This is a genomic window from Brevibacterium sp. S111, assembly GCF_004745075.1.
Taxonomy (GTDB): Bacteria; Actinomycetota; Actinomycetes; order Actinomycetales; family Brevibacteriaceae; genus Brevibacterium.
The window spans coordinates 410,376-425,614 of the sequence record NZ_RHFH01000001.1 but is presented as its reverse complement, the minus strand read 5'-3'; the positions used below and the strand labels follow the sequence as shown (position 1 = coordinate 425,614).

At 65.9% G+C, this 15,239-nt stretch carries 11 protein-coding genes and 3 tRNA genes; 5 read left to right on the top strand and 9 right to left on the bottom strand.

The window, feature by feature from the left end:
- Positions 1 to 46: 46 nt before the first annotated feature.
- The 6 genes from acs to EB836_RS01985 form a co-directional block, all read right to left on the bottom strand.
- Complete coding sequence (gene acs, locus EB836_RS02010) at positions 47 to 1,996, bottom strand: acetate--CoA ligase (RefSeq protein WP_135537420.1); 1,950 nt, start codon at positions 1,994 to 1,996, stop codon at positions 47 to 49.
- A gap of 107 nt (positions 1,997 to 2,103) precedes the next feature.
- Positions 2,104 to 3,195, bottom strand: a complete 1,092-nt coding sequence (locus EB836_RS02005) for a DUF418 domain-containing protein (RefSeq protein ID WP_135537419.1) — start codon at positions 3,193 to 3,195, stop codon at positions 2,104 to 2,106.
- Positions 3,196 to 3,300: 105 nt separating this feature from the next.
- Positions 3,301 to 3,376, bottom strand: a tRNA-Phe gene (locus tag EB836_RS02000).
- Positions 3,377 to 3,446: 70 nt separating this feature from the next.
- Positions 3,447 to 3,520 (bottom strand) — tRNA-Asp (locus EB836_RS01995).
- 55 nt (positions 3,521 to 3,575) lie between these two features.
- A tRNA-Glu gene (locus EB836_RS01990) sits at positions 3,576 to 3,648 on the bottom strand.
- 123 nt (positions 3,649 to 3,771) lie between these two features.
- Positions 3,772 to 4,023, bottom strand: a complete 252-nt coding sequence (locus EB836_RS01985) for a hypothetical protein (RefSeq protein WP_135537418.1) — start codon at positions 4,021 to 4,023, stop codon at positions 3,772 to 3,774.
- Between the two features lie 130 nt (positions 4,024 to 4,153).
- Here EB836_RS01985 and EB836_RS01980 point away from each other — a divergent pair, with 130 nt between their 5' ends.
- Together EB836_RS01980 and ybaK are read left to right on the top strand one after the other, a co-directional pair.
- A complete protein-coding gene (locus EB836_RS01980; protein ID WP_135537417.1) occupies positions 4,154 to 4,501 on the top strand; it encodes a metallopeptidase family protein in 348 nt (115 codons plus the stop codon).
- A gap of 236 nt (positions 4,502 to 4,737) precedes the next feature.
- Entirely contained in the window at positions 4,738 to 5,238 is a 501-nt protein-coding gene (ybaK, locus tag EB836_RS01975) for a Cys-tRNA(Pro) deacylase (RefSeq protein WP_135537416.1), read from the top strand.
- Between the two features lie 24 nt (positions 5,239 to 5,262).
- On the opposite strand, the gene EB836_RS01970 is transcribed toward ybaK, so the two are convergent.
- Positions 5,263 to 5,874: a YigZ family protein gene (locus EB836_RS01970; protein ID WP_135537415.1), complete on the bottom strand. Its 612-nt coding sequence runs from the start codon at positions 5,872 to 5,874 to the stop codon at positions 5,263 to 5,265.
- A gap of 88 nt (positions 5,875 to 5,962) precedes the next feature.
- Between EB836_RS01970 and EB836_RS01965 the strand changes: the two genes are divergently transcribed.
- Positions 5,963 to 7,327: an aspartate aminotransferase family protein gene (locus tag EB836_RS01965; RefSeq protein ID WP_135537414.1), complete on the top strand. Its 1,365-nt coding sequence runs from the start codon at positions 5,963 to 5,965 to the stop codon at positions 7,325 to 7,327.
- A 72-nt stretch (positions 7,328 to 7,399) separates the two neighbouring features.
- Here the strand turns inward: EB836_RS01965 and EB836_RS01960 are convergent, their stop codons facing one another.
- Both EB836_RS01960 and EB836_RS01955 read right to left on the bottom strand, forming a co-directional pair.
- Positions 7,400 to 9,031, bottom strand: a complete 1,632-nt coding sequence (locus tag EB836_RS01960; RefSeq protein WP_135537413.1) for an amidohydrolase — start codon at positions 9,029 to 9,031, stop codon at positions 7,400 to 7,402.
- 104 nt (positions 9,032 to 9,135) lie between these two features.
- Positions 9,136 to 10,863: a thiamine pyrophosphate-dependent enzyme gene (locus tag EB836_RS01955; RefSeq protein WP_135537517.1), complete on the bottom strand. Its 1,728-nt coding sequence runs from the start codon at positions 10,861 to 10,863 to the stop codon at positions 9,136 to 9,138.
- A 187-nt stretch (positions 10,864 to 11,050) separates the two neighbouring features.
- Here EB836_RS01955 and EB836_RS01950 point away from each other — a divergent pair, with 187 nt between their 5' ends.
- Positions 11,051 to 13,882, top strand: coding sequence for an ornithine decarboxylase (locus tag EB836_RS01950; protein ID WP_135537412.1), 2,832 nt, complete (start codon positions 11,051 to 11,053; stop codon positions 13,880 to 13,882).
- A gap of 315 nt (positions 13,883 to 14,197) precedes the next feature.
- Positions 14,198 to 15,157, top strand: a complete 960-nt coding sequence (locus EB836_RS01945; protein ID WP_135537411.1) for a hypothetical protein — start codon at positions 14,198 to 14,200, stop codon at positions 15,155 to 15,157.
- Positions 15,158 to 15,239 lie beyond the last annotated feature (82 nt).

Sequence of the window (15,239 nt, the reverse complement as noted above, 5' to 3'; positions counted from 1 at the left end):
CACCGCAAGGGTCCGGGGAGTCGAATCTCCGATCGCCGGGCGACGCTCAGCTCTCCGCGACGCCCTTCTGGATGAGATCCATGACCGAGGAGTCCGCGAGCGTGGTGACATCACCGACCTCACGCTTCTCGGCCACATCCTTGAGCAGGCGGCGCATGATCTTGCCCGAACGGGTCTTCGGCAGATCGGGCACGAGCATGATCGACCGCGGTGTCGCGATCGGACCGATCGAGGACCGCACGTGGCCGCGCAGCTCGGCGACGATGTCGTCCCCGCCGTCGGAGGCGCTCTCGCGGAGGATGACGAACGCTTCGATCGCCTGCCCCGTCATCTCGTCGCTCGCCCCGACCACGGCCGCCTCGGCGACCTTCGGATGGGCGACGAGCGCGGATTCGATCTCCGCGGTCGACATCCGGTGCCCGGAGACATTGAGGACGTCGTCGACCCGGCCGAGCACCCAGTAGTCGCCGTCGCGGTCGATCTTCGCACCGTCGCCGGCGAAATAGACGTCCGGGTACTGCGACCAGTAGGTCTTCTTGAACCGCTCCTCGTCTCCCCACAGGGTGCGCAGCATCGACGGCCACGGCTCCTTGATGACGAGGTAGCCGCCGTTTCCGGGCTCGACCGAATTGCCCGCATCGTCGAAGACATCGGCGACGATGCCCGGCAGCGGACGCATGGCTGCACCCGGCTTCGTCGCGGTGACTCCCGGCAGGGGACTGATGAGGATGCTGCCGTTCTCCGTCTGCCACCAGGTGTCGACGACCGGGCATCGGTCGCCGCCGATGTGCTCGCGGTACCACATCCAGGCTTCGGGGTTGATCGGTTCGCCGACGCTGCCGAGCAGCCGCAGGCTGGTGAGGTCGAACTTCGCGGGGATGTCGCGTCCCCACTTCATGAATGAGCGGATCGCCGTCGGCGCGCAGTAGAGGATGGAGACCTTGTACTTCTCGACGATCTCCCACCAGCGCCCGCGATGGGGCGTGTCCGGGGTGCCTTCATAGAGCACCGAGGTGGCCCCATTCGCCAGCGGTCCGTAGACGATGTACGAATGGCCGGTCACCCAGCCGATGTCCGCGGCCGTCCAATAGACGTCGGATTCCGGTTTGATGTCGAAGACCGCCCAATGGGTGAACGAGGTTCCGACGAGGTACCCGCCCGTGGTGTGCAGGATTCCCTTGGGCTTACCGGTCGTGCCCGAGGAGTACATGACGTAGAGCGGATGCTCGGAGTCGAAGGCCTCGGGCGTGTGGGTCTCCGACTGCCGGTCGACGACCTCGTGCCACCACAGATCCCGGTCGTCGTTCCAGGCCACGTCCTGGCCGGTGCGCCGGACGACGAGGACGTTGCGCACTTCGGGGCAGTCCTCCATCGCCTCGTCGACGACGGACTTGAGTGCCGAGGGCTTGCCCTTGCGATACCCGCCGTCGGAGGTGATGACGAATTCGACGCCGCAGTCCTTGACGCGGTCGGCGATCGCCGAGGAGGAGAAGCCGCCGAAGATCACGGTGTGCGGGGCGCCGAGGCGGGCGCACGCGAGCATCGCGAACACCGTTTCGGGGATCATCGGCATATAGATGGCGACCCGGTCCCCGGTCTTCACACCGAGCTCGGTCAGCGCATTGGCGGCCTTCGAGACTTCGCGGAGCAGATCCGAGTAGGTGATCGTGCGGGTGTCTCCGGACTCGCCTTCGAAGTAGTAGGCGACGCGATCGCCGAGCCCGTTCTCCACATGGCGGTCCACGCAGTTGTAGGCGGCATTGAGCCTGCCGCCGACGAACCACTTGGCGAAGGGTTTGTCCGACCAGTCGAGGACCGTGTCGAAGGGGGTGTCCCAGGTGATCCGCTTCGCCTGTTCGGCCCAGTAGCCGAGGCGATCGGCGGCCGCCTTGTCGTACTCTTCGGCTCCGACATTCGCCTGTGCTGCGAATTCGGCCGGCGGATCGAATCTCCGCCCCTCGTAGCTCAGCTCTTCGATGCTCGGGTTGGTGGCCATCGGCTGCTCCTTTCGCGAAGCTTCACTGCGTCGTGATTCGCGGATGCGAACGTGTTTTCAACGTACTCCAGTTGGCGGTGAAATCAAGGGGGCCGTGTGACGGGGGATCAGAGTCGGGAAGCGTCGGGCCACCGCAGCGGCGTGGTCTCCCAGTAGGTGCCGCACCGCCACACCCACTCCAGGGGACCGTAGCGGAAATGACGCAGCCAGAGGGTGGAGAGCGCACACTGGGCGATGATGATGACCGCCCAGATCCCGAGACCTGCCGGGGCGGAGATGTATCCGAGTGAGGTCAGCGGCGGGAGGACGAGCACGCAGATCACGGTCTGACCCAGATAGTTCGAAAACGCCATCCGTCCGTACAGGCGCAGAAAGCTCAGGCCTTTCGCGCCGAGGCGGGTGTGCAGGAGAAGGATCAGACCGGTGACGTACATGAAGCCGGGGACCATCGCGGTGCGGAAGGCGATCTCGTGAGCATCGGAGGATCCGACGCCGGTGTTGCCGGTCCAGATCCAGAGCGGAATCGAACCGATGAGGCCGAGGGCGAAGATGCCGGTGACATAGGCTCGGGGCGGTGAGGAGAACAGGCCGAGACCCGCCAGCCAGAATCCGAGCACCATGTGTCCGAAGGTCCGAGCAAAGGACAGCAGCGGCAGCAGCAGGGGCGGAAGGTGGAGATCGACTCCGCCCGCACTCGAGACCAGCTGCAGCACGTCGGGGACGATCGCGGTCACCACGCCGAGAGTCACGAAGGACCACCTCGGCAGCAGGGTCAGCGGCAGAAGAATGAGGGCGAGGACCCCGTAGGAAGCCAGCACGTCGATGCCGCCGAGGGCAGAGTTGATCACCCCGGCGATGATGAGGATGAGCATCCGGCGCACGTAGACCCACGTCGATCGGCCCTTCGCTCGCAGCCGCGTGAGGAATATGTGGACACCGGTGCCGAAGAGGAAGGCGAAGACGAAATGGAACTTGCCCAGGGCGACATCATCGACGACCTGCCAGATCGTCGCATCGGTGCCGACCGGTTCGTCTGCCTGACCGGCCTGAGACAGGAAGTAGCGGATGTTGATGAGCAGAATTCCTGCGATGGCGATGCCGCGGATGACGTCGATCGAGACGATGCGGTCAGCCGGGCCGGATTGCTGCGTCCGGTCGGTGTGCGTGTCCGGGGGCGGGTGCGACTGTTCGTGGCTCACGCCGGGCCACGCTATCAGACAAGGTCTGTTGCCGATCAGAAGTGGCGAGCAGCGTGAGTCGCGTTTCGGATACGCGAAAACCCCCGCCGCAGCAGGGGTTTTGCTTGGTGGCTCCGACCGGCGTCGATCCGGTGACCTTTCGATTTTCAGTCGAACGCTCTACCAACTGAGCTACAGAGCCGAATTGCCGACATGCGCAAAGTATGTCGAGAGAAACAAAGGCTCTTCCGAAGAAGAGCCTTTGTGCTCCGCGACCCTGACCGGACTCGAACCGGCGACCTCCGCCGTGACAGGGCGGCGCGCTAACCAACTGCGCTACAGGGCCAAACTGATGTGACCAGTGTATCTGTTGTGGTGTCGGACTTTCCAATCCTACACCGTACCCCCAACGGGATTCGAACCCGTGTCGCCGCCGTGAAAGGGCGGTGTCCTAGGCCTCTAGACGATGGGGGCCTAGTTTGTCCTCGGATTCCCCGTGGGCAACGACGTTAAGCTTATCCCACCCGATTCGCGGAATGCAAAACGAAACAGAGTGTCCTCCGTCACAGGGGGAGGCGGTGGTTTCGCCCCCGGTGGTCAGCCGCCTCGGCGAGGGGATTCAGCCCTCCGGCTCTTCGCGCGAAACTCCCGCCGCAGCTGGACGAAGCCGGCGACCATGACGATGAGGCCCAGGGTGAGGAACAGGATGCGCGGCCAACCGCCGAAGTCATCGAAGAGCATGTTCGGGAGGGTGAAGGCGAAGACGGCGCCGATGAAGTACCAGACCGAGGTCGGAGACTGCGGGTCCGTCTCCCTGCGTGTGCGCGCGTGGTGATTGCTGGTGGTCATCGTTGGTCCTCTCCGAGGGTCGAAATCCGAGGGTCGAAAATGCGGCCGCCTCCACCCTAGGCAGTACCGTCGCCTGGCACCTCCCCCTTGCGGTGGAGTTCATCTGAGGCGTCGACCTAGAGTAGGAGGCATGGAATCCCTGAGCGATGAGGAGTTCGACGCGATCCTCGACGAGGCGCTCGACCTCCTGCCTGCCGGGGTGACCGAGCAGCTGGACAATGTCGCCCTGTTCGTCGAGAGCCGTCCGGAAGACGGCGACCGGCACCTGCTCGGTCTATACGACGGCACGCCGATCGGGGAGCGGGGGATCGCGGGCTTCGAAATGCCCGACAACATCTTCATCTACCGCGACAACCTCATCGACTTCGCAGACGACCGCGACCATCTGCGCGACGAGATCGTCATCACCATCGTCCACGAGATCGCCCACTTCTACGGCATCGACGATGACCGGCTGCACGAACTCGGCTGGGGCTGAGCAGAGGGTCGCGCACGCTCTCGGGTCGGTTGCCGGCAGGTTGCTTTGCAGATTGCTTCGCGTGACGGCAATTGGCGCACGCGCCGCCACTTCGCCTATTGTGGGCGGGTACCCATCAGCACCGATACAAGAATTCCGTCCGTATCGACGCGGGATCACGGGGCCTGGAGAGAAGGTCCTGGGCAGCTGCGCCTATCGTGTCCCGCAGACCTGCGGGCAGGAGGCACGACCCCCTTATGACAGTTGCATCCAAGACAACCAGCGCGGCAACCCCGGCCGTGCGAGTGCTCAATCTGGCAGGAATCGAATACAGCCTGCACAGCTTCGATCACGATCCCGCCACCCGTCGCTATGGCTCGGAAGCCGCCGACAAGCTCGGCGTCGGCTCCGACCAGGTGTTCAAGACCCTGATGATCCAGGTCGACGGATCTCCCGTGACCGCGCTCGTGCCCGTCTCCGGACAGCTCGACCTCAAGGCCCTGGCCTCCGCGCGCGGATCGAAGAAAGCCCAGTTGGCCGGCGTCGCCGAGACCGAACGCCGCACCGGCTACCCCGTCGGGGGAGTCTCCCCGTTCGGGCAGCGCCATGCCGTGCCCGTCGTCATCGACCGCACCGCGCTCGAACATTCGGCCGTGTTCGTCTCCGCCGGCCGCCGCGGCCTCGAGATCGAGATCCGTCCCGAGGACCTCGTCATGCTCACGAACGCGCAGGTCGCGAAGATCGCCGCACTCGACTGAGTGCTCTCGGGCTGATCTCTCGGCTCACACCCATTCGACCTCACCGACCGTCGGCTCCGCCCGACCGGCGGTGAGGTCGGCGTATGTCGCCAACGCCAGATCCACCTCGGCGAGGGGGACGAGAATATCGAGTCCGACGTCACCACCGTACTTAGCCCGCGTCGTCCATCCCCGGTTCCCGGCCGTCCGCTCGAGGGCATTGGCCTGGGCGTAGTCGACGGCCGCGGACACCGGGACGCGTTCAAGCCGGGTGACGATTCCTGCCCGATCCACCGCCTCCGAGGTGGCCTGACCGTACGCGCGCACGAGCCCGCCCGCGCCGAGCAGGGTCCCACCGAAGTACCGGGTGACGACCGCGACGACGAAGGTCAGACCGTGCCCGGTGAGCACATCGAGGATCGGGGCGCCCGCGGTTCCCGCCGGTTCCCCGTCATCGCTGAAGCGCTGTGTCCGCGAATCCACGTCGAGCACGAACGCCGAACAGTGGTGGCGGGCCTTCGGATGCTCGGCACGTGCCTCGGCGATGACCGTGCGGGCTTCGGCCTCGTCGGCGACGGGGGAGAGGCGGGTGAGGAAGCGGGATTTCCTGATCTCGATCTCGGCTTCGACACTGCGGGTGATCGTCCGATAAGACATGGTCGTCACTGTAGCCGAAACTGATCTACGATGACCTCACGAGCGCACTTCACGCGCTCATCCCGGGTTCTTCAGCGAAAGGGTGACAATGGTGCACCGACTCAACGACGTCGATCTCGCAGCGATCAAGGACGAATCCGCCCGAGCCCATGAGCTCGACCGCGCGCACGTGTTCCACTCCTGGTCGGCCCAGCGGCTCATCGATCCACCGACCGTTGCCCGAGCGTCTGGTTCGACGGTCGTCGACGGTGAGGGCCGGGAGTTCCTCGACTTCTCCTCGCAGCTGGTGAACACGAACATCGGTCACCAGCACCCGAAGGTCGTGGCCGCGATCAAAGACCAGGCTGACCTGCTGTGCACGATCAGCCCCGCCACCGTCAACGCCGCCCGTTCGGAAGCCGCACGGCTCATCACCGACCGCACTCCGGCCGGGCTCGACCGCGTGTTCTTCACCAACGGCGGCGCGGATGCGAACGAACACGCCATCCGCATGGCCCGCCTCCACACCGGCAAGCACAAGGTCCTCTCCCGCTATCGCTCCTACCACGGCGGAACGGAGACGGCAGTCAACGTCACCGGCGATCCCCGGCGGTGGGCCAGCGACCGCGGCGACTCCGGAGTCGTCCACTTCTTCGGGCCTTTCCTCTACCGCTCCGAGTTCAGCGCCGCCACCGAGGTGGAGGAGACCGAGCGAGCGCTGCAGCACCTGCGCCGGACCATCGAGTTGGAGGGTCCGTCGACGATCGCGGCGATCATCCTCGAATCGATCCCCGGCACCGCCGGCATCATGATCCCCAGCCCCGAATACATGCAGGGAGTGCGGGCGCTGTGCGATGAGCACGGGATCGTGTTCATCGCCGACGAAGTGATGGCCGGGTTCGGACGCTCGGGCAGATGGTTCGCCTTCGAACACTTCGACATCGTCCCCGATCTCATCACCTTCGCAAAAGGAGTGAACTCCGGTTATGTGCCCTTGGGCGGAGTCGTCATCAACGAGGCGATCTTCGAGACCTTCGCCGAACGCGTCTACCCCGGCGGGCTCACCTACTCCGGGCACCCGCTGGCGTGTGCGGCGGCGGTCGCGACGATCAATGCGATGGAGGACGAGGGCATGGTCGACCATGCCGCTCGGATCGGGGAGAACATCATCGGGCCGCGCCTGCGCCAGATCGCGGAGAACTCCAAGCACGTCGGCGAAGTCCGCGGCACAGGCGCGTTCTGGGCGATCGAACTCGTCTGGGACAAGGAGTCCAAGGAACCGCTGGCGCCGTACGGCGGCGATTCGCCCGAGGTCGCCTCGGTGGTCGCGGCGCTGAAGGAGCACGGCGTGGTGCCGTTCAACAACTATCACCGGCTGCACGTGGTCCCGCCGATCAACATCAGCGAAGAGGACCTCGAACGTGGCCTCGGAGTCTTCGAGAAGGTCCTCACCGACCTCGACTTCTCCCGCTGACACCCTCCCAGAACTACCCGACGGCGGCCCAGCAACCTCGCGCGAGGTTGCTGGGCCGCCGTCAAGTAGCAATTAGGGGGTGGAGTGGGTGAAATCGCCGCCGAGGACGGTGGCGCGGACCGGGATCTGCGCGATCTCCGTCGGGGCGACCTCGCCGGGATGCGCCTCGAGGGCGACGAAGTCCGCGAGCTTCCCCCGCGTTAGCGTGCCCTTGTCCGCGCCCTGTCCCGAAGCGATGGCCGCCTGCGAGGTGTAGGCCGCGATCGCCTCGTCGACGCTCAAGCATTCGGCGGCCGAACCCATGACGTCGCCGCCGCGGGTGGCGCGGGTGACATACGCTTCGATGCCGCGCAGCACATTGCCGTCGGCACACGGCCGATCCGAACTGCCCGCCATCGGCACACCGGCGTCGATGAAGGACTTCGCACGGTAGAGCAGGCGGCGCCGCTCAGGCCCCAGGGACGCATTCATCCCGTCGCCGATGCCCTCGGCGAAGGCCGCCTGCGGGGTCACGACGATGCCGTGCTCGGCCAAGGTCGCCAGGTGCTCGTCGTGGACCATGGCCGCATGTTCGATGCGGTTGGGAACCGACCGCCGCCCGAAGCGCTTCTGTGCGTCGACGATGTTCTCGATCGCCGCATCGACAGCGGCATCACCGATCGCATGCACGGCCACCGACCACCCGGAGGCGTAGGTGTTCAGAATCTGCTTGCGCAGCACCGCGGCATCGTCCTGCAGGTAACCCGGATGGTCCTTGCCCGCATAGTTCTCCCGCATCGCCGCGGTCTCACCGGACATCGCTCCGTCCATGAAGAACTTCACGGGACCGATCGAGAGAAGATCGTCGCCGAGGCCGGTGCGCAGCCCCGCATCCAGACCGATGCCGAACCCGTCGGCGGAGTTCGCCGCGATCGGATGCAGCCCGTCGGCCTGCGGCATGAGCTGGGCACGGGCCCGGAGTCTGCCCTCGTCCCGGGCGCGCAGGTAGGCGCTGATCTCGATGGGGGAGTGGCCGATCCACCCGTAGGCGATTCCGCACTCGCCGAAGGACGTGATGCCCTCCTTCGCGTAGTACGCGGTGGCGAGGTCGATCGCCTCGACGAGGGTGTCGAGCGAATACGGTCGGATGAGATCCTGCACGAGTGCCTGCGCCGTCTCTTCGAGCAGCCCCGTGGGACGGCCGGCACCGTCGCGGACGACCTTGCCGCCGACGGGCTCTTCGAAGCCGTCGGCGAGGATCCCGGCCTGGCGCATCGCCTCGGTGTTGACGATCGCGGCATGCCCGGAAGTCTGCCGCATGAACAGCGGACGGCCTGCGGTGATCTCGTCGAGGCGGGCCAGCTCCGGGTACTCCCCGTCGTAGTCGCGGTGGGCGAACCCCGTGGCTTCGATCCACTCCCCAGCCGGGGTCGTGGCCGCGGCCTTCTCGAGCGCGGCGTAGACATCGGACAGCCCGCCCGGCAGCGCCGTGACGTCGACGGAGGCGAGAGTGAGGCCGAACCACGCGGTGTGGCAGTGGACGTCGTTGAAGCCCGGCAGCACCGTCGCCCCGCCCAAGGACTCGACCCGGTCGGCACTGACGCCGTCGAGTTCCTCGTCGAAGCCGATGATCCGGTTGTTGAACACCCCGATCTTCTGCGCCCGCGGGCGCGCCGGGTCGAGAGTGTGGGCGTCGAGGTCGGTGAAGATCGCGTCGATTCTCATGCAGTCACCTTAGTCAGGTTCGGCACCAGTTCGTTCATTGGTTCACGGCCCGCCCCGCCCGCCTTCACGGCAGGCCCAGTGCTCACAGCGGGCCGGCCCAGCGTTCACGGCAGGCGTGCCCTGCGGACGGACGGGTCGGTGGTGCAGTGGACGAGTGAGAGCCCCTTGTGCTCAAGCGCCCGTGCGAAGGCGTCCCGGAAGTCCTCCGTCCGCTCGACGCGGATGCCGAGTCCGCCGAAGGCCGTGGCCATGGCCGCGAAGTCCGGGTTCTGCAGCGCCGTGGCCGTGGCCCGGCCCGGGTACTCCCTGTCCTGGTGGCCGCGGATGGTGCCGAAGACCGAATTGTCGTTGACGACGACGGTAATATCGGCCCCGTACTGGACCGCCGTGGCCATCTCCTGGCCGTTCATAAGGAAATCCCCGTCCCCGGCGATGCAGAACACGGCCCGTTCGGGGTGGACGAGCCCGGCGGCGACCGCGGCCGGCAGACCGAATCCCATCGACCCGTTGCGCGGTCCCAGAACGGAGGGGAACCCGTGCGAGGGCAGGAATCTCGTCGCCCACCCGGAGAAGTTCCCCGCTCCGTAGGTGATGAGCGCGTTGTCCGGAAGCAGGTCTCTGACGTGGATGAATGCTTCGTCCATGTCGACATACCCCGCCGAGGCGGCCCGCCCGTCCGTGGAACCGTCGACCTGAGGTTCGCGCCACGTATCGAGTTCGGCCCGCGCCTGCCTCACCCAGTCCGGCAGCGGAACCGTGTCCCCGGCCGCTTCGGAGAGGGCATCACCGAGGGGCGGTTCGTCGATCGACCCGTCCGAGGACACCGAATACGTCCGGGACCCGTCCTCGGAGAACAGACTCTGCGCGAAGCGCGACACCGAGGTGACGATGTGCTGGTCGAGGCGACCGAAGTGACCGTGTGCGTCGGCATCGGGACCGATGACGACGGTGCGCTGATCCGTGCCCAGAGTGAAGCCGTCGGTGGACACATCGGTGCGGACGCAGCCGAGGAAGATGTGCAGGTCCGCCTCGGCGAGGACGCGTTCGGCCACGGGCGTGGCCCCGTAGCCGAGCATGCCGAGGAAGTTCGGACTGTCGTGGTCGATGCCGTCGTAGGCGCGGAAGGTGCCGAGCACGCCGATGCCGCGGTCGCGCGACCATTGGGCGATGCGTCGTGAGGTCGCCGGCGACCAGTCCTCGCCGCCGATGATGAGCACGGGGCGGTCGGCGGCGGTGATGCGGGCACGCAGCTCCGTGACGTCTCCGGCGTAGGGGGAGGCCGAACCGAGCACACGCGGCGGCAGCACCCGGCCGGAGCTCGCCTGCACAAGCACCTCTTCGGGCAGGCCGACGATGACGGGACCCGGCCGACCGCTCACGGCGGTGTGCATGGCGTCGACGACCACCTCGGCGGCCTTGGCCGGGTCGTCGAGGGTGAGCACCTTCTTCACGGTCGTTGAGAACCAGCCGTTGAGGTCGAATTCCTGGAACGACTCGCGACCGCGATGAGCGGTGGGGATGAGGCCGACGAACACGACGAGCGGAGTCGCATCCTGGAAAGCGGTGTGGACGCCGACCATGACGTTCGAGGCACCCGGCCCGCGGGTGACCATGGCGATGCCGGGCACACCGGTCATCCGCCCCTCGGCGACGGCCATATAGGCGGCCCCGCCTTCCTGACGGCAGACGATCGGGGTGATCGCCGAATCATGAAGCCCGTCGAGGACGTCGAGAAAGGATTCGCCGGGCACAAGATAGGCACGGCGGACCCCGTGAGCTTCGAGTTCCTCGACGATGAGGTGGCCTGCGGAAAGCGACGCGGAGGTATCCATACTCAATGCTTATCATCCTTTTCGCTCTTGTTGTTGTCTCACGAGGTCCCCACCAGGAACATTCGCCTGTGTGAGGTCGTATGATCGTGCAACAACGGAATCAGTGCGGCCCGCCGCCTGAACCCATGAGCAGGGAACCGTCGTCGCAGAGACGACGGAAGAGGACTGACAGCCAGGAGGCATACGCATGACCGGCATCGACTCCGACCAAGAATCGGCGCAGGCGCTCGACTTCACCGAACGCGGTGCCGACGGAAGGCGCGGTCGAGCAGGGTTCCAGTCGAAGCCGCGCAAGGCACAGCTCGAACGGGATCCGGGCATGCCGACGAGTACCTGGCGGCTGCGTTCCGATGCCTGGGAGTACCTGAAGTTCGCGATCAAGCGTCTGGCCGTCAGCGGCGGAGACTTCTCGATGATCGCCGAAGACGGCGAGGTCTGGCGGTCCCTGCGCTCGCTGAAGACGATCGAGCTCTACTGGGGCGGTTTCGGGCAGCGCTACGTCGAAGAGATCACCGAGCTGCTCTCGAACGGCGAATTCGACCGGGCACATGACATGATCACCCGGGCCGTCAACCGGCTGCGTGGAACCACGGTGCCCGACACGGGCGAGGACGACCTGACCGAGGACGAGCGCGCCGAGATCAAAGACCGGCAGGACACCCGGCCCCGTTTCGAGGTGCTCATCGTCGATGAGACCACCGAGGGCGGCAGGGACGAGCTGCACACCGACCTGCTCAAACTCCGCAACGCCTCTGACCAGTTCATCTACGACTACGTCATCGTCCCCACTGCCGATGACGCCGTCGCCGCGGCCCTGACGAACCCGAACCTGCTCGCCTGCGTCATCCGTCCCGGGTTCACCGACGACACCCGCGAGGTGCTCAGCCGCGATCTGCGCGATTCCATCGAGTTCGCGCACACCTCGACGAAGGAATCTCCGACGGCCCCGATGAGCCCGCTCAACTCGGTGCGCCGAGTGCTGCGTCTGGCCGACACCCTGGCGAACCTGCGCCCGGAACTCGACCTCTACCTCATGGCCGGTGCGCACATCGAAAGTCTCGCCGGGGCGCTGACCCACCGGTTCCGGCGCGTCTTCCGCCGTGAAGACCAGTTCGAACTGCACCTGTCGCTGCTGCGACGCATCCAGCATCTCTACGACACCCCGTTCTTCGACGCCATCCGTGAGCATGCGCGCCGCCCGGCCGGCGTGTTCCACGCCCTGCCGGTCTCCCGCGGCGGATCGGTCGTCGGGTCGAAGTGGATCGGGGACTTCGTCGACTTCTATGGGCTCAATCTGCTGCTGGCCGAATCCAGCGCCACCTCGGGCGAGCTCGACTCCCTGCTGGCTCCGGTGCACACGCTGAAGAAGGCGCAGGCGCTGGCTGCGCGAGCCTACGGCGCCAAGCGCACCTACTTCGTCACCAACGGCACCTCGACGGCGAACAAGATCGTCCACCAGGCCGTCGTCTCACCCGAAGAAGTGGTCATGGTCGACCGCAACTGCCACAAGTCCCACCACCACGCGCTCATGCTCACCGGTGCGCGCACCGCGTACCTCGAGGCCTACCCGCTCAACGATGTCGCCTTCTACGGGGCGGTTCCGCTGAGTCGGATCAAGCAGCTGCTGCTCGACTACCGGGCAGCCGGCCGCCTCGACGAGGTGCGGATGATCACCCTGACCAACTGCACCTTCGACGGCATCGTCTACGACCCGTACAAGGTCATGTCCGAATGCCTGGCGATCAAACCCGACCTCGTCTTCCTCTGGGACGAAGCCTGGTTCGCCTTCGCCCGGTTCCACCCGGTCACCCGCAAGCGCACCGCCATGGTCGCCGCAGAGACCCTCGAGGACACCCTGTCCACCAATGCCCATGCCGCGGCGTACCGAGAGCAGCAGAAGCGCCTGTTCGACCCCGAGACCGGTGCCCCGGCCCCCGATGCGGTGTGGCTGGAAGAGGACCTGCTGCCGCCGCCGGACGCGACGATCCGCGTGTACGCGACCCAGTCGACGCACAAGACGCTGACCGCGCTGCGCCAGGGTTCGATGATCCACGTCTACGATCAGGAGTTCGCCGCCGGCGCCGAGGAGGCCTTCCACGAGGCGTACATGACGCACACCTCGACCTCGCCGAACTATCAGATCCTCGCCTCCCTCGACCTCGGGCGCAGGCAGGTGGAGATGGAGGGCTTCGCGCTCGTGCAGAAGCAGCTCGACCTGGCGATGAGCCTGTCGTCGGCGATCGCTCGGCACCCGTTGCTGAAGAAGACATTCAAGGTCCTCACCGCCGCCGATCTCATCCCTGAGGAGTACCGGGTCACGGATCGGACGATGCCGCTGCGCGATGGCCTGTCGACGATGTGGGACGCCTGGGTCCGCGACGAATTCGTCGTCGACCCCAGCCGCATCACCGTCGAGATCTCCGGTACCGGGGTCGACGGAGACACGTTCAAGCACGAGCACCTTATGGACCGCTACGGCATCCAGGTGAACAAGACGAGCCGGAACACGGTGCTGTTCATGACGAACATCGGCACCTCCCGTTCGGCCGTGGCCTATCTCATCGAGGTCCTCGTCAAACTGGCCGGGATGTTCAACGACCCGCACGAGGCCCCGGAGCAGGATGCGCTGACGGAGCCGGCCGCGGTGATGCCTTCGCTGCCGGACTTCAGTGCCTTCGCCCCCGACTATGCCGCCGAGGTGCCTGCCGACGACCCGTCGAAGCAGCTGCCCGACGGGGACCTGCGCCGCGCCTACTATGCCGGTCTGCGCCGGAAGAACATCGAGCATGTGCTCCCGCACGAGCTGCGCCGACGCGTGGAGCGAGGTGAGCAGCCGGTCTCGGCCGGGTTCGTCACTCCCTACCCGCCTGGCTTCCCGGTGCTCGTGCCCGGGCAGATCATCACCGTCGAGGTGCTCGACTTCATGTCGGCGCTGGACACCCGTGAGATCCACGGCTATGACCCGCGCCTGGGCTACCGCGTGATCCTGCCGAAGGTGGTCGAGGGCGCCCAGAGCTAAGGCGGCGAGACGTCCGGTGCCGAGTGTTCGGTCTCGCGTGCCCAGCGCTCGCCACCGAGCGGGCCCCTCAGCGTCGCCCTTACGTCCAACGGGCCACTCAGCGCCGACTCGTCGCCCAACGGACCACTCAGCGTCGCTTCTACCCCCAACGGACCACTGAGCGTCGAAAGGACCAGTTGCAACCGGTCCTTTCGACGCTCAGTGGTCCGCTCGCTGACATTCGGCGCTCGAAACTGGATGACCTCGTCAGAGCTCCGTCCAGAAGATTAGTTCGTTTGATTGCATTTGCTGACAAGTGATGCACATAATTGCTTTATGGTATCGGTCTTCAGTGCCAAGGAGCTCCGTGAACTCGGCTTCACCGATGCAGGCATACGCGATGCTCTCGAGTGCTGTCTGGAGCGAGTGCGGCGAGGTCGTTTCGTGCTGCGTCGAAGCTGTTCCCAGGTGGGGCATGAGCCGCTGCGGCTCGTCCACGAAGCTTCTGCAACCGAACACCCGCGCACCTACGGCGACATTCGGGACGACACGGAGAGGCTCAAGATCCTCATCCGCTCTCACGCCGACGACCTGCCGCGGGATGCGGTGTTCTCACACATCTCTGCCGCAGTCATCCATGGGCTCGACCCACCGTTTCCTGCCACGGATGTCGCCGAGGCGATTCGACGAGGATTCCACCGGAGCAAGCCGACGATCCGAATCCGAGAACGGAAGCTCCCCGCCGACGACGCCTCTGCCGTCGCCGACCTTCCTGTGACGACGATCCTACGGACGCTGCTCGACATCGCAAATGACTACAGCTTGGAGACGTCGGTTCCGATCATCTCGGCCGCTCTGCGCCGGGGCGATGCCTCGATCGAGGACCTGTCGAGCGGGATCGTACGAGGAAGACGGGGATGCAGGGATGCGGTTCAGGCACTCAAGCTCGCAGATGAACGGCATGAGTCGCCGGGAGAGTCGCTGTGCGCGGTGAAGTTCTTCCGGTTCGGCATCACCGGAATGCAGCCGCAGGTCGACACCTTCGACGAGGCGGGAGCGTGGCTTGCGCGTAACGACTTCAGGCACGAGCGTCTGCCCGTGATCGCGGAGTTCCATGGTGTCGGCAAGTACTACCTCAGCGAAAAGGGCCCCGACCGGGCGAGCATCGAGAACCACGAACGACACATGAGGCTCCTCAACGCCGGTTTCCGGGTGTTCAACCTCGTATGGGCGGACCTCTTCCGGGCACGGGAGTTCAAGCGGATCAGCGCCGAAATCGCCAACCTCGGAGGCTGAGGCGATGTCGAAAGGACCAGTTGGCTTCGAGCGGCCCGCTTGCAACCGGATCTCTCGAAGCCAACTGGTCCTCTCGGAGACT